Below are 26890 nucleotides of genomic sequence, written 5' to 3'. Positions count from 1 at the left end.
GGCTTTTCATGGGTCGCCGGCTTTCGGCAGCCATGAGCCAGGTTGAGAGAGAAGATGGACATTCCACTCAAGGGCAACGCCCGGGAATCGGACGGTACAGCAGCGCCAGCGGCGAAACGCGACCAGGCGCAGTATACGCTGGGCGAGCAGATCGGCTTCTTCCTGCGCCAGGCCAACCAGCGCCACGTGTCGATTTTCGCCAACCTGATCGCCGAGAAGCTGACGACCACCCAGTGGGCGGCGCTCGTCAAGCTCAAGGACCTGCAACCTTGCTCGCAGGGCAATCTCGGCCGCGAGACGGCGATGGACATGGCGACCATCAAGGGCGTCGTCGACCGACTCGTGAAGCGCGGCCTGGTGCATACGGCGCCTGACGCGGCGGATGCGCGGCGTCTCGTGCTGACGCTGACCGAAGAAGGCCGGGCTATGGTCGAGCGCAATCTTTCCATCGCGCTGGAGATCTCGCAGCAGACCCTTGGCCCGCTGACGGCCGCAGAACGCATGATGCTGATGGAACTGCTCCAGAAGATCTGTTGACGGGACTCGCGCGGTCCTTCCCTCCAGCATGCCGACAAAGGAAAATCCGCCATGTCTCCCGCTGACGAAAAGGAAATCCGCTCGCTGGTCGCGGCGATGACGCCGGCAGAGAAGGTCGAGCTCGTCAGCGGCTGCGGCCTCTGGAGGACAGCTGCAATCGACAGGCTGGGGATAAAATCCATCCTGATGACCGATGGAACCTATGGCGTTCGCTACTCGACGACACAGATCGATGCCGGCGACGACGCGGAGAATGGCCTTGCCGCATTTCTGGATGTGGTGAACCAGCAAGCCGACGACACAGCCGGCATGTTCGGCACGGCACGCCCTGCGACCTGTTTTCCCAACGGAAACCTTGTCGGCTGCTCCTGGGACCTCGACCTGCTCTACCGGATGGGCGAGGCACTGGCGCGCGAATGCCGAAGCCTCGGCATCCAACTCCTCCTCGGCCCCGGCATCAACACGCGGCGCACGCCGCTTGCCGGACGGGCTTATGAATATTACTCGGAAGATCCGGTGATCAATGGCGAGCTTGCCGCCGCCCTGATTTCCGGCTTGCAGGACAATGGCATCGGCGCATCGCTGAAGCACTTCGCCTGCAACAATTCCGAGATCGAGCGGACGACGACCAGTTCCGACGTGGACGAGCGAGCCTTGCGGGAAATCTATCTCGCGGGTTTCGAACGGGCGATCGCAAAAAGCGCCCCGTGGACGGTCATGAGCGCCTATAACCCGGTCAATGGCGTCCAGGCCGCGGAGAACCCCTGGCTTTTGCAGCACGTGCTGCGCGACGAATGGGGCTATGATGGCCTCGTCTTGTCCGACTGGCACGCCATCAAGGACCGGCCCGCATCGCTGGCAGCCGGCAGCGACCTCGACATGCCGGAAAGCAAGCCCCGCAAGGCCCGCCTTCTCGCCGCCATCGAGGCTGGAAAAGTCGACGAAGCCAGACTCGACGAGGCCTGCGCGCGGGTTATCGGGCTCGCCCATCATTGCCAGGCTGGCGCACAGCCGGCTGTGCCGGCGGACCTCGATCTCCACCATGCCCTCGCCCGCCAGATCGCCGCAGAATCCATCGTGCTGCTGCGCAACGAGCATCAGACCCTACCACTCGATGCGACCGCTTCCGGCGATATACTGGTCGTCGGGGACGGCGCCCTACTTCCGACGATCCAGGGATCGGGCTCCGCGACGACCAACCCATTTCGGGTCGACAGCCCGTTCACGCAGATCGCCGCGCGTGCTTCCCCTGATCTGACGGTGCGTCACGTTCCCTTTCCGGGGGCGGAGGACGCGACGCTGGGGTTTGCAACGCAGGCCGTCCTCGCGGCCGCCTCTTCGGCCCAGGTGGTCATCGTCTTTGCCGAGAACGAGAAGGCCCGCAATGGAGAGGGCAACGATCGCGACAGCCTCAGACTGGCCGCCGGCCATGACCAACTCATCCGCGCCCTCGCCGATGCCCGACGGAAGGTCATCGTCGTTCTCACCATGCCGGATGCGGTCGAGATGCCGTGGCTCGATCGCGTCGATGCCATTCTTGCCTGCTTCTACCCAGGACAGGGCGGCGGCGAGGCCGTTTCGCGGGTGCTGTTCGGCGAACAAAATCCGTGCGGGAAACTGACGACGACAATGCCTGCGCGCCTGGAGGATATCCCCGGCTGGCACACCTACCCCGGCGAAAATAGTCGGCATCTCTACAGCGAAGGAACATTCGTCGGCTACCGCTTCTATGACCTCAAGGCCATGCCGCCGCTTTTCCCGTTCGGCCATGGCCTGAGCTACACCCAATTTTCCTACGAGGAGATGGTGCTGGACAGACAGGACATCGGTCCCTCGATGACTTGTACGGCCAGCATCACCATCCGCAATTCGGGATCAGTTGTCGGCAAGGAGATCGTCCAGCTATACGTCCGCCCCGTAAAGCCGGGCCTCAGGCGGCCCATCCGGGAACTCAAGGCATTTGCAAAGATCGCGCTCCACCCCGGCGAGGTCACGGTTGTGGCCCTGCCGCTCGCACCGCGCGATTTCCAGTATTTCGATGTTTCCCGCGGCACTTGGGTGCTCGAAGCGGAGGCCTTTGTGATCGAAGCAGCCGCGTCCTCCCGCGACATCCGCCTGGAATGCCGCCTTGGCTGCGTCTCCGAGACCTTTCCCCCGGTGCCGCTATCGACGCTATCGCCACCGTCGCTTGTCTTTGCAAACGCAAAAGCCTCCCCGGCGCTGACGGCACTGCTGATGGCAAAACTCGATATGTCCGAGCCAAATGCCACTGCGCTCCTGAACAAGCTCGACGGATCGTTCCTCGGCTTTTATGACACGTTGAGTTGGTACATCGGCGACGAAATCGCCGAAGCAGATATCGAGGCACTCTTCACGGCGTTGAATGAGGGCGAACTGGAGGTGCCCAAAACCGGCGTTTAATGAGGCGGCTATGCGAGCAGGCATGTTGTCCCAACAGCGGCCCTTCTCGAGGTGGTCAGCGGAAGTACTCTGACATGGCCATTACGATGTGCCTAATCGTCAACCCGCGATCTTATGGCAACACGCTTTGGCGAGACTGTGGAGGTCATTATTCCGCCGCCCAAGACGGCAGTTCAAAGCTCCTAATCAGCGTTAGAACCATTGATACGCGATCGCCACATCACCGAAATCGAGACCGGAGGCCGGATGGCCTGGCAGTAATCCACTGGCTATAGAGCCTTAATCAGACGGGCACGTCTAGACCCAACCGATGATGGCTGGACGCCTGAAGATATCAACGCAATGCGCCGGGACAATCTGCCATTTCGCTGCCATCCGTTCGAGTTGGCCTGTGCTGATCTCGAAATAGAACATCGGCTGACCGAACCTCGACATCCATGGACCAACGGCCAAGTCGAGCGGATGAACCGTACCATCAAGGATGAAACGCTTCCACTACGACAACCACGATCAGCTACGTCATCTCATGGACTTCATCGATGCCTACAACTTTGGCCGACGACTAAAGACCCTTCGAGGCCTTACGCCATACGAATTCATCTGCAAAATCTGGACAACCGAGCCGCGGAGGTTCACGATTAATCCAATCCATCAAACCTACCTAAAGAAGCAAGATGTCCCTTAAGCCAGGATGCAATCGCGGCCTACCACCCCTTGTGAAGCAATTCTGCAGATGAGAAATTTCGCTAGATTTCTGCCTCATTGATTGAAACAGACGGTAATGAAGTGCAGTTCTGTTGACACCAGCCGTTCTGAAGTCGAAAAGAATCTCACCCGCTCATGGAGATAGCAATGACTGACGAAACCGAAACAGGCGCGCAGATTGATGTTGTAGCACCGGATGCTCCGCCAGAAGCGCCTAAATCTAAAAAACAGCGCGCGCCTCGTCGTTCTAAGGCCGAAATTGAAGCCGCTACAGCTGCAAAGACACCGAAGGTCCGCCAGATGCGGATTGGCAAGGCTGAAGGCGGACCAGTGCGCGGGACAACTACCGTATCCGCTGCGACGACGAAGACAGAGGCCAAGGGTCCAGCAAATCCCAAGCCTGTCAGGCAGCCGGCAACACCGCCAGCACCTCTCACCGCTAGTGATGACATGGCTGATCTTCTTCAGCTTGAGGAAGACAACAAGAAACTTCGTCAGGCCTTGGCCGAAAAGTTGCGCGCTGAAAATGCTGATCTGCGCAAGCGCCTCGGCGTTTGATCTCGCTTCAACGTTGCTCGCTGTTCGCGCAATCTATCTCCGTAACCATCAAATATCTTAGCTTTTAAAATATCTTGGCTCGATTTCGAGCCGGGACGGAGCTGTCAGAATTGTCACATCTGCGGCTCAGAAAGAAGTCCTATGAAACCACCTTGGAAATATCTAGCGCAGCTGCTGTCTCGGCAAAAATCCTCCGAGACAGCAAACGAAGCAGGCGCGCCTGACAGCGCTCAAAAGCTTGTCGAAATAGAACTGCGGCCAACTGCGACTATCCTGCTCTCGTCCCAGGAGGCAATCTCTGGAACCGTGCAAGTGAACGAGGGCAAGCATGAAGACCTAGCACCGGCGCTGGCGGCGATTGAGAACGAAATTGTTCCTGAGACGCCCGATCTGAAATTGGACTACCTCGAAACAGCTAAGGCCGAGGTGACTAAGGAGAAAGCGCAGTCCAACTCCGATCTGTTAGAAGAGCGGCTAGAGGTAGAGGCTGCTGCACAGTCGCCGAAGCTTCGGCAGGCGAGGTTGAAGTCCGCAACGAAAGTCCGCGTCGGCTCGCCAGATGAAATTCCTGGTGCCATCGCGGACTTGCCCATTAATGCCGCATCTTCGACCGCGGACCCTTTTTTTGAGACCCCGACAAGCCTGGATGAAGACATCAAACACCTCAAGGATCTGCTGGCGCAAAAGCTACGTATTCAAAATGCCCAGCTCAGAGAAATGCTCAAGCGCTTCGAACGCTCCTGAGTACGTAGACCACAGTCAGAGAAAAATATGAGAACACAGCAGCGCAGTTTCGTCGTCGAAATCAAATCGGCACGCCGGCGACTAAAAACACAGCCGAAATCCATCTGGGGCAACACCGATTTCGCGGCTCTGGTGAGAGATACCGAGGCAACCCTGCCGTTTCTGCACAACGCCAACTCGGAAACCCCGATCAGTTGTGAGAACCTGCCAACCGACCTGGAAAAGCAGATCGAAGTCGCCGATGTCAGCAAGGTCGGTGGAGAAACGCACAGTCTGTTGCCGGCAATCGATTCCGACCAGATTGAGCGAAATCATCAAGATGCGGTTCCAAATAATAGTCAGGTCGTGAAGGTGCCGGCCAGTGAGCCGACACGCCAGACAGTAAAGGCGCTTAAGCGTCGTTACACACGTCGCAGGTCTGTTGCCAAGGATGCAATCGCAGCGCCTTCTGTCGCGATGGCGGTCGACGTAGTCGGGACCCACTCCGATGACTTGGCATTGCTTTCTGCCGAAAACCTCCGCCTGAAGCGGCTCCTCGCGGAACAACTGAGGTACCAGAATGCACAGCTTAGGCAGATGTTGGAACGTTTTGGGATCGCCTCACGGGCAAATTGAGACCGTGTCGCAGTGCAGTCTTGTTTGGCGCATTAGGGAAATGGTCTTCAAGCACCCGCCGCTGTGACAGCGATCGAGCCATTGCTCTCGCCGGCTCGGGAGGTAGTAGATACAGACGGTAGCGACCCACGATTCTGCCTACGCTTATCCATCAAAGCAGGTTTCAAGGATGATGAATGCCGTATTTCCTGGTCTCTTACACCGCGCTAGTCGAGGCGGATGATGAAGCAACCGCTTCCGAAAAAGTTTATGGAGAAATTTGCGATAACGAAAACATAACCTTCACTGTTACGGCCGATGAGAGCGTCAGGACGAAAATCACGATCCCCACGCGCACGAGTACCTAACTCGATGCCTAGCCGCCTTCTAAGAAGCCGCTAAAGGCCGGTAAGCCGGGGCTGGCCAAGGCAGTAGTCGCGTGGGATCCTGATTAACTATCAACAAGGATCCGGTAGCATTTCAAAACGCGTTTGCGTCCTTGATGGACCCGCCTGTTCTCATCGAGTTGCAAGCGACGCGGACTGACTTGGCGACGGGGAGATCGCCCTTCCGCGGTTTTCGACGCGCGAAATGGTCGATGTCGAGCACGCCATGGCCTGCCGGGCGGAGGTCTTGAAACATGCACGGAGCCATGGCGTCGACCGACATCATGTCGATCGTGCAATAGACAAGCGGGATATTGCGATCCGCACAAGTCTCATCGGCAACACGGCCGGCAAGATCGAGTGGGCCAAGATGGATCGGTAGATCGCGACCGGCGCCTGGAGACGGCGCATCTTTCCGATGAGCAGCGCGAGGCCTCCGTTGCCTTTGCCACTCATCGCACAGTGGACGGTCTGGCTGCCTATCGGGACAACGGCAAGGTTTCGTTCAGCGAGACGCGCGAAGCGGCACGCGCCGAGATCGTTCGCGACTATCTTGCCGATCGGGAGCAGCGGCCGGACGGCAGCCGTGTGGCGATGGCGCATCGGCGTGTCGATGTTCGCGCCATCAACGATGCAATCCGAAGCGAGCTGCACGCGCGCGGTGCGCTTGCCAAGGTTCGCGACAGTGGCGATCTTCTGGAGAGAGAGGGTTCCGCCCAGGAGCAGGAGCGGCCGAAGGCCTTCACCTATCAGACCAATGATGGCCGCCGCGATTTTGCCGAGGGAGACCGGCTGGTCTTCCTGGAGAACGATCGCGATCTCGGTGTGAAGAATGGCATGCTGGGGACAGTCAAGGCCGTCGAGGCCGACGCACTGCATGTGGAGATCGACGGCAGTGTACTGTCGCCAGGGGATGGAGTTGGCCTGGTGAGGATAGACACAAATTCTTATCAAGGTTTTGATCATGGCTATGCGACGACGATCCACAAGAACCAGGGTGCGACAGTGGACCGGGCATTCGTCATGGCGTCCGCGACAATGGACCGGCATCTGACCTACGTCGCCATGACCCGCCATCGCGACGAGGTGCAGCTCTATGGGAGCCAAGACGAGTTCAATCGCAATGGAGGTCGTCTGGTCGCGCATGGCGTTGCGCCCTTCGAACACAAGGCCGGTAACCGCGACAGCTATTTCGCGACGCTGGAAAACGATCGAGGCGAGAAGCACTCGACGTGGGGCGTCGATCTCGGTCGGGCAATGGCTGAGGCGAAGCCAGAGATCGGAGACAGGATCGGGCTTGAGCATCGCGGATCCCAGACGGTGCACCTTCCAAACGGCACGACGGCCGAGCGCAATTCCTGGAAAGTCGCTGGCGCCGGCGAACTTGCCTATAGACAGATGGAAAGCCGGCTCAGCCGCTCCGGCGCCAAGGAAACCACGCTCGACTATACCAGGGACTTTGCCGAGCGCCGTGGCGTCGCGCAGCATTTTGGCATCAGAAGCGAGATTGATCTTGCTCCTGCCCCAAAGCTTGTCCAAGAACTGGTTTCCCGTGCGGACCATCCGGCACGGGAGGTTCAGGACCGGTCGGCACTGCGTGCCTTTGATGAGGTGCGACCCCCAATGCAGGCCGGTCCTGAACGCGATCCCGCTCGGGCTGTTTCCGACCACCAGCAGGCTCCGCGTCGCAGCGCATTTGCTGGCTTGAAGCTCGGGCACAGGGGAGCGTCGCAACCCCAGCCATCCCAAGATCGTCCCAAAACGGCGGAGGAGCGCCCTCCGCAGGCGGCAACCCCGAAGCGCAGCATCTTTGCCGGCTTGAAGCTGAATGCTGCCGCCAGGGAGCGTGAGCCGCCGGACAGGTCAGATATTCCACGATCGCCTGAGGCATGGCGGCGGCCGTCGCAGTTCGAGCAGGCGGTCGACCGGTATGCCCGCGCCTTCACCGCTGCAGCGAAGATGCAGGATCAGGGGCTGCCCATTCTTGCGAGCCAGAAATTGGAACTGCAGGGAGCCGGCCGACAGATGGAGCAGGCCCAGCCGGGGTCACCGGCACTCATGGCCTCAGCCGCCCGATATGATCCGGATATCTTGAAAGCTATGCGAGCATATACCGGCCGCGAGCGCGTCAGTCATTTGATCGCCGGTATGGAAAAGGAAAAGGCCCTGCAGGCCGATCCGAACGTTCGGGCCGACCGGCTGATCAATCGCTGGCAGGAACTACAGACGGAACGCCAGGGCCTTCGCGGCTGGCCCCATGACAAGGCCCGCGGCAAGGTCGAGGGGCAAATGCGCCAGGTATCTGCTCAGATCGAAAAGGATCCACAGGTGGAGGCTATCGTGCGCAGCCGCGCCCAGGAGCTCGGCATCGGCAATATCCGCCAGGAACAGACTATCGCCCGCGAGATCGACCGACAGATTTCCCGCGGGCGTAGCCAAGGGCTTGAACGATAGGAGTGCGTATGACTGACAGTACCGACGATCAGGAGCGGGCGATGCCCTCCGAAATCGATGAGGCGACCGAAGCCTTCGAGGCCTTGCGCCGGACCGTGGAGAAGCTCGCCCGCGATCTCGGTGGCGAAATGGTGGTCATCCGCAAGGGGGTGGAGGCCGCCTTCGAACGGTTCGAGACGTTCCAGCAACCCACAGACCACAGCGTGGATATCGGCCAGATCGCCGAGAGCCTGGTGCTGATCGGCAAGCACCTGACGATGATCCAAAAGTCTCCGGCCCTGAAGAACGGCCCCGAGCATTATGCCCGGTTGATCGAAATCGCCGCCGATCGCATTTCGGCAAACGCCGTTCGGACACTTGAGAACCGGGAGCGCGGTCTGCAGCGGGTAGAGGCCGATATCAGAGAGGTCGTCAGCAGTGCCCGCGACCGGCAGACCCAAGATCGCTGGCTGCTCGGCGCTCTGGCCGTCGGCATCGTCATGGGTGGAGTGTTCCTCACTCTTGGGCCGCGCTTGCTGCCAGGATCGATCGACAAGGCGATTGCCGCCACAGTCATGAATGCCGATCGCTGGGATGCGGGGATCGCCCTGATGCAGTCGTCAAGTCCCGAGGGATGGCGTGGCATTGCCGATGCCAGTGCTCTCGTGCGTGCCAATCAGCAAGCGCTCACGACCTGTGCTGAAGCGGCCGCAAAGGCCAAAAGCGAGCAGCGTTGCGTAATCACGGTTGCCGTGCCAGCTTCCGACAAGTAACCAGCATTCGTTCAGCCACGAGGTTTTATAGGCAAACGATGACAAGATCGGAACTCGTCCAAATTGTCGCGCGGCGTAATCCCCACCTCTATCATAGAGACGTCGAGCGGATCGTCGACATCATTCTCGAGGGAATTACCGAGGCCCTGGAAAAGGGCAACCGGGTCGAGCTTCGTGGGTTCGGGAGCTTCTCCGTGCGACACCGCCCGCCGAGATCCGGGCACAACCCGAGAAACGGGGAAACCGTCTTTGTCGATGACAAATGGGTGCCATTTTTCAAGGCCGGAAAGGAAATACAAGAGCGTTTGAATTCCGAGAGTTCGTAAGCCGGAAATGTGTCGCGAAACAAGCCGCAGGTCTTGTTGCAAGCTGCTGTGGTCGTGCAGAAACGATCGGCATCAGGCTCTTACGGGAAACCAAGCCCTCACTGTTGGAATTCTGAGCATCCTGATGCTGCCGAGATTTCTCGCTAGCCTCCCACTTGGGAAAGGGCGACTTGACGTCATCCATTATGCTCGCGCTAGATGCCGACTGCATCTCGATCAAGCCTCTGCTGCCGACTGCCAGTGGACTTGATGTCGAGAGTTGAGCAAGTTGGCGTACTGCTGGAAATCTAAGACCACATCGGATCTGCGTCTGGAAACTGAATATCGGTTAGCGTTCTCGTCATTTTGGTCACGGCCGAAGATCTGCAGGAGTAATAGCATGTTGTGCCGTACGGTTTGCAAGTCACCAAACAAGCAGATCTTAGTATCGTCAGGTGCCGAGATACCGTGCCTATTTTAATTCCACATCGATTGGCCAGATCGGTTACGGACAGCTCTTCTTCAAGCAGAATTTGCAGCATTAGAAGTCGTTTGGGATGCGCCATGGCTGCCAGGAGAATGTTACTGGAGACTATAAAATCCTTGAATTCCAATTTGGAAATCTCAGCCATGAAACATCAAACGCAATCTTTGATTATCGCTCGAATAGAACGCTTGAATCGATTGGCGGCGCCGTATTAGGCAAGACCGCCAAGTGTCTATTCAATAAAGTTGGCCTCGAGAGCACTTCTCGTCGTAAGATTGATCATGACGCTAGACCCTCTCAGTCTCTGACGTCAGAACTCTTCCCAGCTATCGCCGCTTTTTACGGCAGCGTTGCCGTTGAACGAATGGACTAATTTTGCCGTCATCTGTCGGGCGGGGGACACAACCGGTCGTGTTTGCTGGTTGGCAACCACCGGTGCGGACCGAGGTCTCGCATCCATGGTTCCGATATTGAACTGGCCGATAAGCTCGAACAACTGCGCCGCTTCTCTGGAAAGGCTATGAGCTGCCGCACTTGTTTCCTCGACCATTGCAGCATTTTGCTGCGTACCCTGATCGATCGTGTTGACGGCAAGGTTGATTTCCTTGAGGCCAGTAGCCTGCTCCTTTGAGGCTTCAACAATGGCGCCGACGTTGCCGTCGACCCTGACGACCTGACTGACAATCTCCCGCAGGGCCTCGCCTGTGCTGCCGACCAATTCCACGCCGCTTTTAACGTGCCCGTTCGACGTGCTAATCAGTTCCTTGATTTCTTTTGCGGCCTTGGCCGAGCGCTGGGCGAGCTCACGCACCTCTTGTGCAACAACGGCGAAACCTTTTCCCGCCTCGCCGGCCCGCGCTGCTTCAACACCGGCGTTGAGCGCTAGAAGATTTGTCTGGAATGCGATCTCGTCGATCACCCCGATGATGTTGGCGATTTCCCGTGCAGACTTTTCGATCATGCCCATCGCGTCGACCGCCTGACCGACGATTTTGCCTGAGTGCTCGGCATTTTCCTTGGTCGTGCGAACAAGCCGGCCCGCCTCCTGGGCGCGTTGACTGGAGTCCGCAACGGTGGTCGTTATTTCCTCCAGCGCGGCGGCGGTCTCTTCGACGGAAGCTGCCTGTTGCTCGGTCCGCTTGGCAAGGTCATTGGAAGCGGACTGGATCTGCTGTGACGAGGCCGCGATAGCGCCGGCGTTCTCAGAGATGGTCTGCAGGGTGACGCGCAGCTTGGTGGAAGCCTCGTTGAAATCCAGACGTAACTTTTCCATTGTCGGCAGGAAAGGGTTATCGAGGGTTTGCATGAGGTCGCCTTCGGACAAGGACTTGAGGCACCCTGCCAGTTGATCGACGTTGCCCACACGCGCTGTGACGTCGGTCGCGAATTTGACGACCTTGAAGACGTTCCCGTTCATGTCGAGGATGGGATTGTAGGAAGCCTGAAGATAAACCTTCTTGCCACCTTTGCCGATACGCACGAACTCTTCCACTATGAACGCGCCGCCGGCAAGTCTGCTCCAGAAGCGGCGATACTCTTCGCTATTGGCAAAGCTCGGTTCGCAGAACATCGCGTGGTGCTTGCCCTGGACTTCCGAAAGCTGATAGCCCACCGTATTGAGGAAATTCTCGTTTGCGGTGAGGATATCGCCCTTAGGCGTAAACTCGATGATCGCTTGGGCACGGGAAATTGCGTCCAGCTTACCGGCTTCCTCGGCGCTTTTCAGCTTCTGCTCGGTGATGTCAGTCGCAAATTTCACAATCTTGTAAGGCTTGCCACCCCGAAACACTGGATTGTAGGAGGCCTCGATCCAGACTTCCCTACCGCCCTTGCCAATCCGCTTGTACTGACGGCGATCAAATTCTCCGCGCGCCAGCTTGGCCCAGAATTCCCTGTACTCCGGGGCTGCGGCTTCTTCGGGATCGACAAGCAGGCGATGGTGCTGACCGGCAAGTTCGGACAGTTGATAGCCGAGGGTGCGGCAAAAGTTCTCATTGGCAGTGATAATGGTGCCATCAAGTTTTAATTCGATGATCGCCTGAGACTTGCTCATTGCGTCTAGAACGGCCTTTGCGTCGGCCCCGGAGCCAAATCCCAGCATATTATCCTCCCAATTTCCAACCCAATCGATGGGAGAGGCTCGTGCTCGAAGCAACGTTGATCGTCTTCCCATGGCCGCTAATTTAGAGACCTAGATCTTTAAAGTGTGTGAAGTTTCTAATAAAATACTACCTATATTGCGAGGTTTGGATGTTTATTGCTATATTCAGGTTTGAAATATCGTTGAAATGATTGTGCAAGGCACGCGCAACCCAAAATTTGTAAATAGCACTCATGAAACGACTGAACGAATTACAGCTGCAATTCAGGGAGCCGGAGCCAAAAGCCGAAATTCATACCTCTGCGGGCTGGCGCGGCATTTCCGTCCAGTATTCTCGGCTACGCTTGCCAGCAGAATATCAATTTAGCTGGGATGGCCATTCTCATTACCTCGCCTATCATGACCTAGTGCTGATCGAGGGAGAAATGGAGGTAGGTGGTGAAAGACCGATCTCCGGCGGTGATCTGCGGGATCAGATCACGTACGTGCCAGCAGGCCGCAAGATAGACGGTTGGGCAAGACCTGCCAACAGGCTCAACGCATTCACGGTGGTTTGTTTTGATCCTGCCACCATGGAGGAGGAGCTTCAGGCAGAGTTCAACGCGCCTGATGCAAGACCGCACATCTACTTCAAAGCCGACGAACTTGGCGCGACGATGCGCAGGCTTGGCAGCTTGATGGCAGACAATATACGCCCGGTCTCAAAAATTCATGCAGAAGCAGTCGGCCTGACTGCCGCGTTGGAGATGTTCAGGCTTAGCCACACTGCAACAATGGTTGTTAAACAATCTGGCCGGCTGACTAAGGCCCAGATGAAGCTGGTACATGATTACATAGAAGAAAATCTGGCTAGCGACATTGGACTGGACGACATCGCCGCTGTCTGCGGTTTGACCCGGTTCCATTTCTCCCGCGCCTTTAAAGCTACGTTTGGCGAGCCACCCTACAGATATCTGACCGTAAGGCGCGTAGAGCGTGCCAAGCAAATGCTTGTGGGAACCCAATTGTCCATATCGACCATAGCCAGCGTCTGCGGGTTCAACGGTGCTAGTCAGTTTGGGCGTGCATTTCGGGAAACGTTTGGCCAGGCGCCGCTTGAATTTCGGCGCTGCATGTGAGAAATGCGGATCATGCGCGCCCTTGTTGATGACAACCCATCTGCTCAATCTCTGCGTCCGATGGGCAAGATTCGCCTGGGCTGACTTTGGAGTTTGCACCAAGCATCGCAGGAGTGGACGACAATATCGTCGTAGTGCAATCAGCGAGGAGTCCCCGATGTTATGGGGAACTATTGAGATTGGTCCATGCACTGACGCCTTCACGAGTGGATCCGGTGGCGATCCGCCTTGAGCTCTTTCCCTTTCGTTGGGCTTGCCACCAACCTAAATCTTGCCGTGGACTGCCGAAGCCCCGCTCTGCTCAAAGCGGGGCCGTCATTCCTCTAGACGAGACGACCAAGGCGATGATGGAGGTTGGAATATTTCTTCACCTCGCTCTGATCTTCCAGTTCTTTCAGATAGTGTGAAATTGCCGTGCGGATGAGCTTGAAATCCTGCTGTGAAAAGACCGCACGCGAGCGCTCCGGCTCGGGCGTGTAGATCCTGTCTTCGTCTGCCATGTCTTCCTCCTCCTTTGAATGCCGGGCGACAGCCCTTGAATGTTGCCGTGTCAGGCGGCGAACTGGTTCATCGTGTTGTGGCCGCCGCCCGCCTTCAGGGCGGCCTCGCCGGCAAAATACTCCTTGTGGTCGTCCCCGAGGTCGGAGCCCGCCATGTTCTGATGCTTCACGCAGGCGATAGCCTCGCGGATCTCCTTTCGTTGGACATTGGCGACGTAGCCGAGCATCGCGGCATCGCCGAAATACTCCCGCGCCAGGGTGTCCGTGGACAGCGCCACGGTGTGGTAGGTCGGCAGGGTTATCAGGTGGTGGAAGATTCCGGCGCGGCAGGCGGCGTCGCGCTGGAATGTCCTAATTCGCTCGTCCGCCTCGATGCCGAGGTCCGTCGTGTCGTAGTCGACGCTCATCAGTCTCGCCCGATCGTAGGCAGCCACGTCGACGCCGTCGTCCAGCCACGCATCGTAGACTTGCTGACGGAAGTTCAGGGTCCAGTTGAACGAGGGCGAATTGTTGTACACGAGCTTCGCGTTCGGCACGACCTCCCGGATGCGGTCGACCATCGCGGCGATCTGGTCGATATGGGGCTTCTCGGTCTCGATCCAGAGCAGGTCGGCGCCGTTCTGCAGCGACGTGATGCAATCTAGCACGCAGCGATCTGCCCCTGTTCCTTCCCGGAACTGGTAAAGATTGGAGGCAAGGCGCTTGGGCCGTACCAGCTTACCGCCGCGTCGCAAGATAACATCGCCGTTGCCACTGCTGTTCTCGTCGATTGCCTCACAGTCGAGAAAGGAATTGTAGAGATCGCCTATGTCGCCAGCCTCCATGCTGAAGGCGATCTGCTTGGTAAGCCCGGCGCCGAGTGAATCGGTGCGCGCGACGATGATGCCGTCGTCAACACCGAGTTCGAGGAAAGCGTAGCGGCAAGCCCGGATCTTGGCGATGAAGTCCTCGTGCGGGACCGTGACCTTGCCGTCCTGATGGCCACACTGCTTCTCGTCGGAAACCTGGTTTTCTATTTGCAGTGCGCAGGCCCCCGCCTCGATCATCTTTTTGGCAAGAAGATAGGTCGCCTCGGCATTGCCGAAGCCCGCGTCAATGTCGGCGATGACAGGAACCACATGGGTCTGATAGTTCTCGACAGCCTGGATCAATTGAGCCTCGCGCAGCCGATCGCCCGCCTGGCGCGCCGTGTCAATATCCCGGAACATCATCCCGAGCTCGCGAGCGTCAGCCTGCCTGAGGAAGGTGTAGAGCTCTTCGACAAGGGCCGGAACGCTGGTTTTTTCGTGCATCGACTGGTCGGGTAACGGTCCAAACTCGGAACGCAGGGCCGCCACCATCCATCCCGAAAGATAGAGGTAGCGACGCTCGGTGGTGCCGAAATGCTTCTTGATGGAGATCACCTTCTGTTGGGCGATGAAGCCGTGCCAGCAGCCGAGCGATTGGGTGTATTGCGTTGGGTCGGCGTCGTAGGCGGCCATGTCCCTGCGCATGATCGAGGCTGTATACCTGGCGATGTCCAGCCCGGTACGAAAGCGATTTTGCAGGCGCATCCGCGTAACGGCCTCTGCACTGACGCCGCTCCAGCTCTTCTGCCCGTCGAGCAGACGATTAAGTTCTGCGATACTGTCTGAATATTGCATTGGTTTTCTCCCTGCTACTACAGGCGAGCATCGCGACTACTTGACAGCGGCGCCAGAGAGATCAGTGTGCACTTGTCAAACTTTACAGAACTTGGCTGTGAGATTGTAACAATCATGAAGGCTCCTTCTTCCAGCAACAAGGGCGTCTATCTGGGCCCGCGGCTGCGCCGGCTGCGTCGGGATCTCGGCCTTACCCAGACGGAGATGGCGTCGGACCTAGAGATTTCGCCATCCTACATCGCGCTGATGGAGCGTAATCAGCGGCCCGTAACCGCTGAAGTTCTGCTGAAGCTGGCACGCACCTACAAGATGGACATGTCGGATCTCGTCGGCGACGAAACTGCCGATCACTCGGCGCGGCTGCGATCCGTGCTTAAAGATCCGCTTTTTGCCGACATCGACTTCCATTCTAGTGAGATAGCCGACATCGTCAGCAGTTTTCCGAGCTTCAGCGAGGCTATGCTGCGGCTCTATACCGCCCACCGCGAGGCGCAGCTGGCACTGGCGGACAACCGCCCAAACCCGCGTAAGGGGGGATCGGAAGCGGTCGATCCTTTGGCCGCGACCAGGCGCTTTCTGGCGGCACGACGCAACTGCTTTCCCGCGCTCGATGCCATCGCCGAGCGGCTAGGGGCGAAGATAGCAGAGAAGGGCGGTCTCCAAGCCTATCTCCTCGAGAGACATGCGCTGAAGGTTCGCCGAATGCCGCCCGATGTGATGTCGGAGTCGCTGCGAAGGCACGATCGTCATCGCAGGGATATCCTCCTCGACAACACGATGAACGTGGCCAGCCAGACCTTTCAGCTCGCGATCCAGGTATCGCATTTGGAATTCGGCAAGGAAATTGCCAGCGCCGTCAATGAGGGAGGCTTCGGGGACGAGAGCAGCATGCGGATCGCCAGCCGTGCCTTGGCCAGTTACTGCGCAGCGGCGATCCTGATGCCCTATGCCGCCTTTGCCAAGGCCGTGGACGTCAGTAAATACGATGTCGAGACGCTTTCCCGACAGTTCGGCGTGAGCTTCGAACAGGCAGCCCACAGGTTGACGACCCTTCAGCGGCCTGGCCAGGAGAAGGTACCCTTCTTCTTCATTCGCTTGGATGTGGCCGGCAATGTTTCCAAGCGGCTCGAAGGCGCCAACTTTCCGTTCGCGCTCCATGGCTGCAGCTGTCCGCTCTGGACAGTACATCACGCATTCAGGCGGCCGGACGAGGTGCTGACGCAGTGGCTGGAATTCCCGGACGGACAACGCTTTTTCTCGATAGCTCGGACCGCTAGCACCGGCGGCGGGGCGTTCGGCGAACTGCGCGTCGAGAGAGCCGTCGCCCTCGTCTGCGAAGCGCAACATGCCGATCGTCTTGTCTATCATCAGCAAGAACCGGAGAGGCAGCGTCGGCCGACGCTCGTGGGGACGACGTGTCGCTTGTGCCACCGGATCAATTGTACGGCGCGATCAGAACCGCCTATTGGACGCCAGATTCTCGGCGACGAACGCCGCAGGACACGCACGCCGTTCGGATTTTCGGACGCTTGAGGTAAGACTGAACATCGTGACGCGAGCAAGATCCCTGTGAGGGACTGAACCACGTTCTAGAGCAAACAAATAGGAAATGGCGGTCGTCCGCCCTTCGATCCGATCCAGCGCCTTCGCCAAAGGTTTCTCACATACCGCCCATGTTTCTCTAAAAATATAACGAAAGTAGTGGTTACAAAAGATTCGTAATAGTGATTCATGGAACTTCAGCGGTTGCTCAGTCACCAGGGTCCGGTTTCTTCAGTGCGTCTATCATTGTGTTCGAACCGAGAGCCTTAAGCGCCCTAGTAATATGAGTGTCAATTTCCGCTCCGGTAACCCCCCTCCAGCAAAGCGATCTGTGCGATAGTCTGTCCGCGCGCGAGCCACCGCAAACATGCAGTCTCAATAGGCGCCAGGTTCATATTAACCATAGTGGTCGCGGCTCCTATTCACTCGACAGCCGCTCAACGAGCGGTGCCGGGTGCCGCCCATCCGAGAGGCTTTCCCTCGTTTTCTTTCTCGATGGTCGCTCTGCAAGCGGCGTGCCCTCGGCCGTGGTGGATCGCTTCCCCTACCAAGTTTGGAGCTTCCACGATGAATTAATGATTCAGAACCGGTTGATGGACAATGTTGATACCGTTGATCCAAGCCATCAACTGAAGCGCTCAAGACCGGTTGCCGCTCATTTCCACGAACGTAAGCTTTGCTCCATTTCCCATTCACGTATCTAACGATCCCGGTGGCGTAATGGCTCCTTGAAGAAGCCGTTTCGTCTGCAGCCACTTCTTCAAGAATTGGCTGGAATTACCTCATGGCAAGACCGTGGTCGTCGAACCTGTGGATGAAGCCATCGGTGGGGGATAGTCCGATCCGTTCTCCGACTTTGACCCCAGCCAGGCCTTGTACCCGCACCACAAGCGCACCGGCAGCGTCGGAGCGCGCATGGATATAAGACTCCGCGCCGAGATTCTCGATGACCTCTACAGTGGCAGGCCACAGGCCTCCATCCTGATTGACCCGGATGTGTTCCGGACGGACGCCGATCGTTGCAGCACCCAGTGCCGCCGCGGCCGCTCCATCGATTCTGTTCATCCGGGGCGCACCAATAAATTCGGCCACGAACCGGTTGGCCGGGCGCTCATAGAGCTCCTGCGGAGTACCGACCTGCTCGATCTTGCCGTGATTTAGCACGACGATCCGGTCCGCCATCGTCATCGCCTCGACCTGGTCATGCGTGACGTAGATCATCGTCGCTCCGAGCTGATGATGCAGCTTCATGATCTCGAGGCGCATTGTACCTCTTAACGAGGCATCAAGATTGGAAAGCGGTTCGTCGAACAGAAACGCCGTCGGATTGCGGACGATTGCCCGACCGATCGCGACCCGCTGCCTCTGGCCTCCGGAGAGTTGTGCCGGCCTACGCTCCAGGAACCTTGTGAGATCGAGTATTTGGGCTGTCTCATCGATCCGACGGACGATTGCTTCCTTGGACTCCCCGGCCATTTCTAATGGAAAGGACATGTTCTGGCGGACCGTAAGATGCGGATATAGCGCGTAGCTCTGAAATACCATCGCAAGGCCGCGATCGCCGCAGGGAACATTGGTGACGTCCCTTCCCTCGATGCTGATTTTGCCCCCGCTTGCTTCCTCAAGACCGGCGATCAGCCGGAGAAGCGTCGACTTGCCGCTCCCCGACGGGCCGACGAAGACCACGAACTCGCCCTTGCCGATCTCAAGATCCAGCGGAGGTATCACAGTGGTGGCGCCGAAGACCTTGCTTGTCTTCTCAAGTCTGATCTGTGACATTGTCACTCCCATTCAATTGCTTGCCAATTAACCTTTGACTGCGCCAGCGGTGATGGATCCGGTCAGTTGTCGATAGATGAGGCATCCGAGGATCGCCGGCGGCAAAGCACCGAGGATCATGACGGCAGACGCAGCGCCCCACTGGATACCGCCGCCGCTGGCGGAGAAGAAGAACGAAGCGCCGACGGTGATCGGCACTGCCTGTCTCGTCGTCATCATCAGGCCGAACAGGTATTCGTTCCACGCCGCGATGAAACCGAAGATCAGGGCCGTGACCATCGCTGGCCTTATGACGGGGGCGACGATCCTCCGGAGGATTGCGAAGGCATTCGCCTTGTCCATACGGGCTGCCTCGTCGATCTCGCGTGGAATCTCGACGATCGCGTTGACCATCATCATCAGGCTTAGCGGCAGGTTCACGATCGTGAGAATGAGACCGAGACCGGTTCTGGTGTCGAGAAGTCCTACGAACTGGAACATCATGTATAGCGGGATCGCGAACACGACGAGCGGAACGGCACGCAGGTTGGCGACGATCGGCAACAGGTGTTTCGTGCCGACGTCGGTCTTTACGATAGCGTAGGCCGCAGGCAGACATAAAAGGAGTGCCAGGAATGAGGCAATGAAGGCCGCTACCGTACTGTTGAGCAGAAAGGCGTAGATATTGAAGCGGCTCGTGTCAGTCAGCACCTTGGCATAGTTGGCGATGGTTGGAGCCTGGAGGATCAGACCAGGGTTGGTGGCAATCTCTTTGGCGCTTTTGAACGAGGTGATCAGGGTGACGATCACAGGGAAGTTCATGGCGAAGGCCGCGATGGCGAACACGATCCAACGTAGGATGTTCATGCGGCAAGCCTCCGGCGTTCAAGGTAGGATTTCAGCATTCCGCCGCCGTAGACCACAATGAGCGAGGCGAAGAAGAACAGAGCAGAAGCGGCGACCGCACGCCCGATCTGGCCTCCATTGAAAAATGCCTGATAGATATAGATCGACAGCGATGTGGTCGATCCTCCAGCGCCCGCCCCTGTTAGGGTGAAGACGTTGTCGAACACGCGGAAGCCGTCGATGAAGCGGATGCCGAACGCGATGGCGATCGTCGTCTTCATCATCGGCAGCTCGATGCGCCACAGACGTCGCCAGACGCCAGCCTTGTCCATAGCGGCAGCCTCCCGGATTTCCGACGGTATCGAGATGTAGGCGACGTGGAAGAGCAGGAACGCGAATGGCGTCCATTGCAATGTCTCCACGACCGTCAGCGTCCAGAAGGCATGATCGGCATCGAGAAACGCAGGACTGTTTCCAAACCATAGCGTCAGATAGTAGGGCAGCGGGCCAGCGAACTCATGCAGCACCAAACGGTACATGAGACCGACCATCGACGGTGCGACCATCATTGGGAGCATCAGGACAGCGGTCGTCCAACCGTGTCGCTTGACGATGGGCGACAGAAAGATCGCAAGCGAAAGACCCAGGGCACATTCGAGCAGAGCGGTCAGCAGACCGAATCGCAGCGAGAACCAGCATGCCGACCAGAATTCCGGGTCGCCAATCACTGCCGAAAAGTTCCCGAGCCCTATAAGTTGCGGCGAACGCATCGTCTGGAAAGTCACGTCCGACAGCGCATAGACGATATCGACCAACGCCGGAAAGCTCAGGAACACGAGCAGGAAGACGACGAGCGGCATAACAAGGAGCCTGCCCTCGCGCTGTTGGTGTGTCATTCGCATGTTAAGAAATTCCACAAATGGGATGCCCAGGCGCGTCATCGCGACCAGGCACGCTCGTTTTACTTCAGAAGTTCTGTCATCGATTGGGTGGTAGCCGACAGCGCGGCATCCAGGGTCTTCTGACCGGCCCAATACGCCGTGAACTCCTTGGCCTGCGCCTCGTAGACCGACAGCGCCTTGGCGGACGTCGCACCACGCATGACGTAGCCGTAGCTACCCGCGAACTGTCCGAGCTGGACGAGATCGGGCCGATCCTTTGCAATCTTCTCAACCGACGACGGCGACAATCCAGGCGAACCGCCAGCCTTGGCGTAGGTCAGCGCGGCATCCTCAGTTGCCAGCCATTTGAGAAACTTGGTCGCACCCTCCTTGTGCATGGAGCTCTTGTTAAGGCCGAGGCCAAGGCCATGGATGTGATCCTTGCGACCATCGGGGCCGGCAGGCGGGGCGACGATGGCAGTGTCTTCCGCGACAGCCGGATCCTTGTCGGTGCTGGTCAGCTCGCTCGCAGCCGCATTCCACTGCAGTGCGGTTGCCACCTGGCCTGATTCCCATGCGGCGTTCGTTTCCGGATACTCGTAGCTCAGCGAATCCTTCGGCGTCGCGCCAGCGTCGTACAGCTTCTTGTAGAGCTCGAGACCAGCCCGGTAGGCTTGGGAGTCGACGGTGACCTTGCCCGATTCATCGGTCCAGTCGGCACCATACGAGCGCGGAAGCGACTGGAAGACCATCATGTTGAACAGCAGGTTCTTCATCTGAAGAACTGTCCCATATTTCACCGGGCTGCTCGGGTTCACTGACTTGGTGAAATAGAGCGCCGTCGCTGCCCAGTCGTCCCAGGTCCAGCTATCCGGATCCTTCGGCTGAAGCGACTTGCCGAGATACTTCTGGGCGATATCACCGTAGGTTTTCTTCGCCGCATCGTCCTTCATCAGGGCGTCGGTAAGATCCTTACGATAGTACATGAAATGCAGCGACAGATCGGTCGGCACGCCATACTGCTTGCCCTCGAACTGCATGGTCTCGAGAACGGTCTTGCCGAAAACCTTCTCCGCGTCGGCACCGAGATCGACAGGCTCCATGAAGGGCGCGTATCGGCCGATCGAATAGGTCGCAATGAGGTTAATGTCGAATGCATCCGAACCGGCTGCGAGGTCTGCCTGGAGCTTGTCGTAGAAACCGTCGCGGTTGAAGAACAGGAGCTGCACCTTGTCGTCAGAAGCGGTGCCCGAAAGCGCGTTGTAGGCGTCGACCGAAGCGCGAAGAGCGGTTTCTTCCGAACCGCCCGGCCAGCCGAGAACCGTGACTTCTGCCGAGGCGATGCTCGGCAGAGCCACGAAGCAGAATACAGCCGCCACACTGGCGGCAAGTACGTTATGCAATTTTGTCATTTTACGTTTCCCTTCTGGATTTGTGATTGTTATTGTCTGCCTGCCAAGTCTGCGATCCCGACAATCCCTGCCCTTGGCCCCAGGATTGCCGCGTGTAGTTCGGGCACTGCGGAAGGTTCGAGGGCTCCCACCTCTTTTGTGACTCTGTCGAGGAAGCCGGTTGCAAGGCCGACGCCTCCGCCTATGACGATCCTTGCGGGATCGATCGCCAACTGGATGTCGCAGCACAGGCGCGCAAATCGCTTGGCGAGGCTGTCGATGATCCCGACGGCCCAGGCATCGCCGGCGTCGGACGCCGCGAAAACTTCCTTTGGCTCGCAAGCGTGTCCCAGACGCTTGGCCTCGGCCGCGATCCATGGCCCGCAAAGCTGGCTTTCCACCTTCGATCCGCTGGCATTCGACATCTGACCGAAATGTCCGGCAACGCCGCGCATTAGCCGGCCATCCGCGACGATGCCGCCGCCAAGCCCGGTCGAGACCGTCATGAATACGAGGTCAGAACGGTCGGACGATGCCTTGAACTCGCCCCATGCCGCAGCCTGGGCGTCATTGGCCACCACGACCGGCACGCCGAGGAGTTCCGCGGCCCGCTGCTCAAGTGGAAACTCGCCCCCGATACCGAGCGTCGCCTTGTTCATCGCACGCCAGTGACCGTCCCGCACAGCACCCGTGACCGCGATCCCAGCGGCCGTGTAGCGACCTTTCCATTGAGCCGTCGCTTCAACGATAGAGGCGAGCCAGCCTTCGGGAGATCCCGATCGGTCGGTGGCGAACACTGCCGTGTCGAGGACCTCGCCGGACTGCACGAGCGACGCCATGATCTTCGTGCCGCCCAGATCGACGGCCAGGACGACCGGAGCCGCCGCGTAGGCCTCGTTCAGCGCATTGCGGAACCATGTGGTCACATGCTCTGTGCGGGTGATGGCGGATCCGACCACGACGCAGGCCGCACCTGCCCGTGCCGCTGCCTGTGCCTGTTCAGTCGTCCGGATACGGCCCTCCGCGATGACGAAGGGTGTCAGCGCGCGAAGCTCGGCGATGAGGGCGATGTCGGGATCGACTGGCTCAGGGCCGCCGGTATAGCCGGACATCGTCGTCCCGACGAAGTCAGCACCAGCGGCGAGCGCCCGGCGGGCGTCTTCGACGCAGCTGCAGTCGGCCATAGAGAGCTTGCCAGCATCCCGGACAGCCTGGGCCAGCGCTTCAAGCGTTACCGGCCGGACGCGGTCCGTGGCGTCGAAAGCAATGATATCCGCCCCGGCCTCAGCAAGGGCTTGGACGTCATGCAGAAATGGTGTGATGCGGACCGGGCTGTCGTCCAAATCACGTTTGATCAGACCGATGATGGGGGCATCAGTGGCCGCACGAACGGCGGCGACGTAGCGCGCGGACTCGATGCGCAGTCCGGCAGCACCCGCGGACAGTGCCGCAAGTCCAAAGCCGACGACATACTGGCTTTCGTCCATCGCGCCGCCCGGAACGGGCTGGCAGGAGACGATCAAGGCGCTCTTGAGAATATCTTTTAGCACGTTCCTACCATTGTCCCTGGATTGTTGTGTCATGCCCGTAGCTCCACAGGCTGAGCGATGCCGAGATCTCTGGCGGCGGCCCTGTCGAGCACGATAGTTGTATTTGGATGGTGGCTCAGCGCAGAGCCCGGCACGGCCTCGGATGCAACCCCGTTCACGCTCGCAGCCACGGCCTGGGCCTTTTCAAAGCCGGTCGCTAGGACAACGATCCTTCGGCACTCCAGGATGGTGCCAATGCCCATCGTGATCGCGTGGGTCGGCTGCGTTACGCCGGGCGCAAAGTAGGCCGCATTCGCAGCGAGTGTCGATTCTGTCAAAGCTACGCGGCGTGTCTTGGAGTCGTGGGCCGATCCCGGCTCGTTGAACCCTATGTGAGCATTGCGGCCGAGGCCGAGCAGCATGAGGTCGATGCCTCCGGAGGACGCGATCAGAACCTCGTAGCGCTTTGCCTCAGCATCGGCGTCGGAAGCCCAGCCGTTCGGAATGTTCGTCCGGCTGTAATCGATGTCTACGTGCTCGAACAGGTTCTCGCGCATGTAGCGAGCGTAGGACGCCGGATCATCGGACGAAAGCCCAATATATTCGTCAAGGTTGAATGTCGTGATCGATCTACAGGATCCATGACCCTTTTCGAATTCCTCCCGGAGCCTGGCGTAGACCGGAAGCGGCGTGCCACCGGTCGGAAGCCCGAGAATGCTGTCCGGCTTTGCACCGATCTGCTGCAACAGGATTTCCGTGACCGCAGCGGATGCCTCCGCAGCCGTGTCCTTGATGATGATCTTCATGTCTGTTCCGTTCAGTTTATGCGTTTTCCGCTCGCCGCATCGAAGAGCGAGACCTTGTCTGTGGCGATCTGTACTTTGACCGTCTGCCCGCTTTTCGTAACACCGGTCTCAAGACGTGCCGTGACCTTCTGACCGTTGACGGACAGCGTCACGTTATCCTCGGGCCCAGTCGACTCGACTAGGTCTACCAAGGCTTCATGACCTTCCTGATCCGACGGGACGAGCTTGATGTGTTCCGGTCGGACGCCCAGGATGACATCTGTGCTGCCAATGGCTGCGAGTTCCGGAAAGGGCATTGGAAGCGTCCAGTCCTTGCCGTCGGTGAAGCGCACGCCAGAGCCATCCTTGAGAAGGCGTCCGGTGATGAACTGCATGGACGGCGATCCGACGAAGCGGGCAACGAAGGTGTTCGCCGGCTTGTGATAGATCTCGTAGGGCGTGCCGATCTGCTGGATGTCGCCCTTGTTCATGACGACGATCCGGGTCGCAAGCGTCATGGCCTCGATCTGATCATGGGTCACGTAGACCATGGTCTTGCCGGTGCGCTCGTGCAGTCTCTTGATCTCCGCGCGCGTCTCGACGCGAAGCGTCGCATCAAGATTGGACAGCGGTTCGTCGAACAAAAAGACCTTGGGATCGCGGACAAGGGCTCGCCCGATGGCCACTCGCTGGCGCTGTCCGCCCGACAGTTCGCGGGGCTTGCGATCAAGGAGCGGCTCGATCTGCAACAGGCGGGCGACCTCTGCGACCTTCTTCGCAATCTCCTGCTTGGACAGCTTGCGCATCCGGAGGGGAAATCCGATGTTCTGCGCCACCGACATGTTGGGGTAGAGCGCATAGCTCTGGAACACCATTGCGACGTCGCGCTCGCGTGTCGGGGTATCCGTAACCGTCTTGCCCTGGATCACGATGTCACCGGAGTCGATCGGGTGAAGTCCGGCGATCGCATGCAGAAGCGTGGACTTGCCGCAGCCTGAAGGTCCGAGGAGAACGATGAACTCGCCTTCCGAAACCTCGACGTCAATGCCCTTGAGGACAGAGATCGGACCATAGGATTTGGTGATCTTGCGCAGGGATAGTGAACTCTTGATCGCTGAAGTCATGCCGATCATCCTTTGATACTCCCAAGAGACATGCCGCGCACGACCTGTCCTTGAACCAGCATGCCAAGCACGAGCATCGGCAGCATGACGAGTGTTGCGGCCGCGGTAAGTGGTCCCCACTGGACGCCTTGGAACGTCAGGAACGAGGTGATGCTGACGGGCAATGTCTGGGTGTCCCGTCCTGTCAGGACGAGGGCGATGAAAAACTCATTCCAGGTGAACAGGACGCAGAGGATAAGCGTAGCGACAATGCCGCCCTTCGCGACCGGCAGGAACACGTTCCAGAAGATGGTGAGTTCACGTGCCCCGTCGACCCTTGCGGCATCCCGCAACTCTTTTGGAATGTCCTCGAAGAAGGTCATGAGCAGCGAGATCGCGAACGGCACGTTGACGAACGCGTAAACAGCGATGATGATCCAGTGATTGTTGAGCAGCTTCAACTGCGCTGCCAAGAAGTAGGTCGGGATAATGAAGATCAGCGGCGGCGCGATACGCAGGCTAAGCACGAACTTCTCATTCTTACGACGGACAGGTTCTTCCTGTGCCACCAGGCCGTAGGCGGCCAAAGCACCCACAGCCACGGAGATCAGACTGGCACTGAACGAGATGACGACGCTGTTGAAGAAAGCGCGGATGAAGCTGCCGTTGTTCAGGACCCGCTGATAGTTCTCCCAAGTCGGCTCGAAGAACCACACCGGTGGAATGGCAAACGCGTCCTTGGTCGATTTGATTGAGGTCACAAACACCCAATAGAGCGGGAACAGAACCACGATCAGCAGGATTACCACGGCAAAGTAAAATATCAGCTTGCGCATTAGGCGGCTCCTCCCGCTGGTGCTTTGAAGGCAAGGTTGTAAAGCAGGAGCAGCGCGACGTTGGTGAAGATGGTCAGCACCATCGCGATCGTGAGCGAATAGGAGATGTCGAAGTTCGTGAAGGCCGAGATGTAGCCGTAGAGATTGAGCGTCTCGGTCGACAGCGCCGGTCCGCCGCGGGTCATGATGTAGAAAATGTCAAAGGTCTTCACACTGTCGATCGCCCGGATGAGTGCGACGACCATCAAGGCGCGCTGGAGGGCCGGTAGGGTTATGTGCCAAAGCACCTGCCAATCGCGAGCACCGTCGACACGGGCCGCATTCTGCGGGTCGCCTGGCAGGGATTCCAGGGAGGCCATGGTCAGGAGCACGACGAACGGCGTCCATTGCCAGATATCGGCGATCATGACGGAGAAGATCGCGACGTTCGGATTGCCGAGCCAGTCTACGGGACCGAGGCCGACTAGGGACAGTAGGTAGTTTGCCATGCCGCTCGACGGGTCGAACATAAAGCGCCAGGTCAGCCCGACGACGATAGGTGTCATGACGATAGGAACCAGCATGATGGCCCGCGCAATTTTCTTGCCCAGGAACTCCTTATCGAGGAGCAAAGCGATTGTGAGACCAAGTGCAAGCTCGATAGCGGTCGCAACCGTGGTGAAGAGGACAGTTCGCCAGAGCGCATTCAAACCGCGGGAATCGAAAAAGAGATGCGTGTAGTTTGCAAAACCGACGAATTTCTCGCCACCCGGCCGCATCAGGTTGATATTGTGCAAGGTGAGCCACAACACGTAGACAGTGATCACCACCGACACCGCGCTGAAGAAAGCGATGACCGGCTGATAGAATAATTTTGTTGCGTCTCTGGACATTATGATCCCCGGATTTTGGCCACGTCCGGGTTGCGCCGGGAC

The 26890-nt window shown here is 58.5% G+C and carries 22 protein-coding genes and 2 pseudogenes; 11 read left to right on the top strand and 13 right to left on the bottom strand.

What is annotated here, in order from left to right; translation table 11 throughout:
* Positions 1-54: 54 nt before the first annotated feature.
* The 9 genes and pseudogenes from J5274_RS23340 (at position 55) to J5274_RS23300 (ending at position 9477) form a co-directional block, all read left to right on the top strand.
* Positions 55-537: a MarR family winged helix-turn-helix transcriptional regulator gene (locus J5274_RS23340; protein ID WP_142831789.1), complete on the top strand. Its 483-nt coding sequence runs from the start codon at positions 55-57 to the stop codon at positions 535-537.
* Positions 538-588: 51 nt separating this feature from the next.
* Positions 589-2958: a glycoside hydrolase family 3 C-terminal domain-containing protein gene (locus J5274_RS23335; RefSeq protein ID WP_219275300.1), complete on the top strand. Its 2370-nt coding sequence runs from the start codon at positions 589-591 to the stop codon at positions 2956-2958.
* A 396-nt stretch (positions 2959-3354) separates the two neighbouring features.
* Positions 3355-3643, top strand: a pseudogene (locus tag J5274_RS23330) (integrase core domain-containing protein); the annotation flags it as partial.
* 167 nt (positions 3644-3810) lie between these two features.
* Complete coding sequence (locus tag J5274_RS23325) at positions 3811-4221, top strand: SyrB-like regulator (protein ID WP_219275299.1); 411 nt, start codon at positions 3811-3813, stop codon at positions 4219-4221.
* A 141-nt stretch (positions 4222-4362) separates the two neighbouring features.
* Positions 4363-4965, top strand: a complete 603-nt coding sequence (locus tag J5274_RS23320; protein ID WP_219275298.1) for a hypothetical protein — start codon at positions 4363-4365, stop codon at positions 4963-4965.
* A gap of 27 nt (positions 4966-4992) precedes the next feature.
* Positions 4993-5580: a hypothetical protein gene (locus J5274_RS23315; protein ID WP_219275297.1), complete on the top strand. Its 588-nt coding sequence runs from the start codon at positions 4993-4995 to the stop codon at positions 5578-5580.
* 833 nt (positions 5581-6413) lie between these two features.
* Positions 6414-8399 (top strand): annotated as a pseudogene (locus J5274_RS23310) (Ti-type conjugative transfer relaxase TraA); the annotation flags it as partial.
* An 8-nt stretch (positions 8400-8407) separates the two neighbouring features.
* On the top strand, positions 8408-9151 hold the full coding sequence (locus J5274_RS23305; protein WP_219275295.1) for a DUF6118 family protein: 744 nt from the start codon (positions 8408-8410) through the stop codon (positions 9149-9151).
* Between the two features lie 38 nt (positions 9152-9189).
* A complete protein-coding gene (locus J5274_RS23300; RefSeq protein WP_219275294.1) occupies positions 9190-9477 on the top strand; it encodes an integration host factor subunit beta in 288 nt (95 codons plus the stop codon).
* Positions 9478-9764: 287 nt separating this feature from the next.
* On the opposite strand, the gene J5274_RS29425 is transcribed toward J5274_RS23300, so the two are convergent.
* A complete protein-coding gene (locus J5274_RS29425) occupies positions 9765-9998 on the bottom strand; it encodes an ArsR/SmtB family transcription factor (RefSeq protein WP_374113766.1) in 234 nt (77 codons plus the stop codon).
* A 255-nt stretch (positions 9999-10253) separates the two neighbouring features.
* Positions 10254-12044, bottom strand: a complete 1791-nt coding sequence (locus tag J5274_RS23290) for a PAS domain-containing methyl-accepting chemotaxis protein (RefSeq protein WP_219275292.1) — start codon at positions 12042-12044, stop codon at positions 10254-10256.
* A 233-nt stretch (positions 12045-12277) separates the two neighbouring features.
* Between J5274_RS23290 and J5274_RS23285 the strand changes: the two genes are divergently transcribed.
* Complete coding sequence (locus tag J5274_RS23285) at positions 12278-13162, top strand: helix-turn-helix domain-containing protein (RefSeq protein ID WP_219275291.1); 885 nt, start codon at positions 12278-12280, stop codon at positions 13160-13162.
* Between the two features lie 323 nt (positions 13163-13485).
* Here J5274_RS23285 and J5274_RS23280 read toward each other — a convergent pair whose 3' ends face one another.
* Positions 13486-13662 (bottom strand): hypothetical protein, encoded by a 177-nt coding sequence (locus J5274_RS23280; protein ID WP_219275290.1) that lies wholly within the window; start codon positions 13660-13662, stop codon positions 13486-13488.
* 50 nt (positions 13663-13712) lie between these two features.
* Positions 13713-15305, bottom strand: coding sequence for an isocitrate lyase (locus tag J5274_RS23275; protein ID WP_219275289.1), 1593 nt, complete (start codon positions 15303-15305; stop codon positions 13713-13715).
* A 114-nt stretch (positions 15306-15419) separates the two neighbouring features.
* On the opposite strand from J5274_RS23275, the gene J5274_RS23270 reads away from it, so the two are divergent.
* Positions 15420-16838: a short-chain fatty acyl-CoA regulator family protein gene (locus J5274_RS23270; protein ID WP_219275288.1), complete on the top strand. Its 1419-nt coding sequence runs from the start codon at positions 15420-15422 to the stop codon at positions 16836-16838.
* A gap of 786 nt (positions 16839-17624) precedes the next feature.
* Here J5274_RS23270 and J5274_RS23265 read toward each other — a convergent pair.
* The 9 genes from J5274_RS23265 to J5274_RS23225 are packed head-to-tail and all read right to left on the bottom strand — an operon-like array spanning position 17625 to position 26848.
* On the bottom strand, positions 17625-18626 hold the full coding sequence (locus tag J5274_RS23265) for an ABC transporter ATP-binding protein (RefSeq protein WP_219275287.1): 1002 nt from the start codon (positions 18624-18626) through the stop codon (positions 17625-17627).
* Positions 18627-18653: 27 nt separating this feature from the next.
* Positions 18654-19472, bottom strand: a complete 819-nt coding sequence (locus tag J5274_RS23260) for a carbohydrate ABC transporter permease (RefSeq protein WP_219275286.1) — start codon at positions 19470-19472, stop codon at positions 18654-18656.
* On the bottom strand, positions 19469-20353 hold the full coding sequence (locus J5274_RS23255; protein WP_219275285.1) for a carbohydrate ABC transporter permease: 885 nt from the start codon (positions 20351-20353) through the stop codon (positions 19469-19471). Before J5274_RS23255 ends, J5274_RS23260 begins: the two co-directional genes overlap by 4 nt.
* Positions 20354-20412: 59 nt before the next feature.
* On the bottom strand, positions 20413-21744 hold the full coding sequence (locus J5274_RS23250; protein ID WP_219275284.1) for an extracellular solute-binding protein: 1332 nt from the start codon (positions 21742-21744) through the stop codon (positions 20413-20415).
* A gap of 29 nt (positions 21745-21773) precedes the next feature.
* Complete coding sequence (locus J5274_RS23245; protein ID WP_224129128.1) at positions 21774-23306, bottom strand: putative N-acetylmannosamine-6-phosphate 2-epimerase; 1533 nt, start codon at positions 23304-23306, stop codon at positions 21774-21776.
* On the bottom strand, positions 23303-24058 hold the full coding sequence (gene nagB, locus J5274_RS23240) for a glucosamine-6-phosphate deaminase (protein ID WP_219275283.1): 756 nt from the start codon (positions 24056-24058) through the stop codon (positions 23303-23305). The genes J5274_RS23245 and nagB overlap by 4 nt, the downstream gene beginning before the upstream one ends.
* 11 nt (positions 24059-24069) lie before the next feature.
* The gene (locus J5274_RS23235) at positions 24070-25170 is read right to left on the bottom strand and encodes an ABC transporter ATP-binding protein (protein WP_219275282.1); all 1101 of its coding nucleotides are present in this window, start codon (positions 25168-25170) and stop codon (positions 24070-24072) included.
* Positions 25167-25976: a carbohydrate ABC transporter permease gene (locus J5274_RS23230; RefSeq protein WP_219275281.1), complete on the bottom strand. Its 810-nt coding sequence runs from the start codon at positions 25974-25976 to the stop codon at positions 25167-25169. Before J5274_RS23230 ends, J5274_RS23235 begins: the two co-directional genes overlap by 4 nt.
* On the bottom strand, positions 25976-26848 hold the full coding sequence (locus J5274_RS23225) for a carbohydrate ABC transporter permease (RefSeq protein ID WP_219275280.1): 873 nt from the start codon (positions 26846-26848) through the stop codon (positions 25976-25978). The genes J5274_RS23230 and J5274_RS23225 overlap by 1 nt, the downstream gene beginning before the upstream one ends.
* Between the last annotated feature and the right edge of the window lie 42 nt (positions 26849-26890).

Origin of the sequence: Rhizobium sp. L51/94 (assembly GCF_019355555.1) — a bacterium.
Lineage (GTDB): Bacteria > Pseudomonadota > Alphaproteobacteria > Rhizobiales > Rhizobiaceae > Rhizobium > Rhizobium rhododendri.
This window is presented reverse-complemented; position numbering and strand designations above follow the sequence as displayed.

What these genes read in the sequence shown, in the direction of transcription:
- J5274_RS23255 (WP_219275285.1), bottom strand. Translation starts at nt 20,353, where the DNA reads ATGCGAATGACACACCAACAGCGCGAGGGCAGGCTCCTTGTTATGCCG.
- J5274_RS23265 (WP_219275287.1), bottom strand. Translation starts at nt 18,626, where the DNA reads ATGTCACAGATCAGACTTGAGAAGACAAGCAAGGTCTTCGGCGCCACC.
- J5274_RS23315 (WP_219275297.1), top strand. Translation starts at nt 4,993, where the DNA reads ATGAGAACACAGCAGCGCAGTTTCGTCGTCGAAATCAAATCGGCACGC.
- J5274_RS23300 (WP_219275294.1), top strand. Translation starts at nt 9,190, where the DNA reads ATGACAAGATCGGAACTCGTCCAAATTGTCGCGCGGCGTAATCCCCAC.
- J5274_RS23280 (WP_219275290.1), bottom strand. Translation starts at nt 13,662, where the DNA reads ATGGCAGACGAAGACAGGATCTACACGCCCGAGCCGGAGCGCTCGCGT.
- J5274_RS23320 (WP_219275298.1), top strand. Translation starts at nt 4,363, where the DNA reads ATGAAACCACCTTGGAAATATCTAGCGCAGCTGCTGTCTCGGCAAAAA.
- J5274_RS23245 (WP_224129128.1), bottom strand. Translation starts at nt 23,306, where the DNA reads ATGACACAACAATCCAGGGACAATGGTAGGAACGTGCTAAAAGATATT.
- J5274_RS23285 (WP_219275291.1), top strand. Translation starts at nt 12,278, where the DNA reads ATGAAACGACTGAACGAATTACAGCTGCAATTCAGGGAGCCGGAGCCA.
- J5274_RS23230 (WP_219275281.1), bottom strand. Translation starts at nt 25,976, where the DNA reads ATGCGCAAGCTGATATTTTACTTTGCCGTGGTAATCCTGCTGATCGTG.
- J5274_RS23335 (WP_219275300.1), top strand. Translation starts at nt 589, where the DNA reads ATGTCTCCCGCTGACGAAAAGGAAATCCGCTCGCTGGTCGCGGCGATG.
- J5274_RS23340 (WP_142831789.1), top strand. Translation starts at nt 55, where the DNA reads ATGGACATTCCACTCAAGGGCAACGCCCGGGAATCGGACGGTACAGCA.
- J5274_RS23290 (WP_219275292.1), bottom strand. Translation starts at nt 12,044, where the DNA reads ATGCTGGGATTTGGCTCCGGGGCCGACGCAAAGGCCGTTCTAGACGCA.
- J5274_RS23270 (WP_219275288.1), top strand. Translation starts at nt 15,420, where the DNA reads ATGAAGGCTCCTTCTTCCAGCAACAAGGGCGTCTATCTGGGCCCGCGG.
- J5274_RS23250 (WP_219275284.1), bottom strand. Translation starts at nt 21,744, where the DNA reads ATGACAAAATTGCATAACGTACTTGCCGCCAGTGTGGCGGCTGTATTC.
- J5274_RS23235 (WP_219275282.1), bottom strand. Translation starts at nt 25,170, where the DNA reads ATGATCGGCATGACTTCAGCGATCAAGAGTTCACTATCCCTGCGCAAG.
- J5274_RS23225 (WP_219275280.1), bottom strand. Translation starts at nt 26,848, where the DNA reads ATGTCCAGAGACGCAACAAAATTATTCTATCAGCCGGTCATCGCTTTC.
- nagB (WP_219275283.1), bottom strand. Translation starts at nt 24,058, where the DNA reads ATGAAGATCATCATCAAGGACACGGCTGCGGAGGCATCCGCTGCGGTC.
- J5274_RS23260 (WP_219275286.1), bottom strand. Translation starts at nt 19,472, where the DNA reads ATGAACATCCTACGTTGGATCGTGTTCGCCATCGCGGCCTTCGCCATG.
- J5274_RS23305 (WP_219275295.1), top strand. Translation starts at nt 8,408, where the DNA reads ATGACTGACAGTACCGACGATCAGGAGCGGGCGATGCCCTCCGAAATC.
- J5274_RS29425 (WP_374113766.1), bottom strand. Translation starts at nt 9,998, where the DNA reads ATGCTGCAAATTCTGCTTGAAGAAGAGCTGTCCGTAACCGATCTGGCC.
- J5274_RS23325 (WP_219275299.1), top strand. Translation starts at nt 3,811, where the DNA reads ATGACTGACGAAACCGAAACAGGCGCGCAGATTGATGTTGTAGCACCG.
- J5274_RS23275 (WP_219275289.1), bottom strand. Translation starts at nt 15,305, where the DNA reads ATGCAATATTCAGACAGTATCGCAGAACTTAATCGTCTGCTCGACGGG.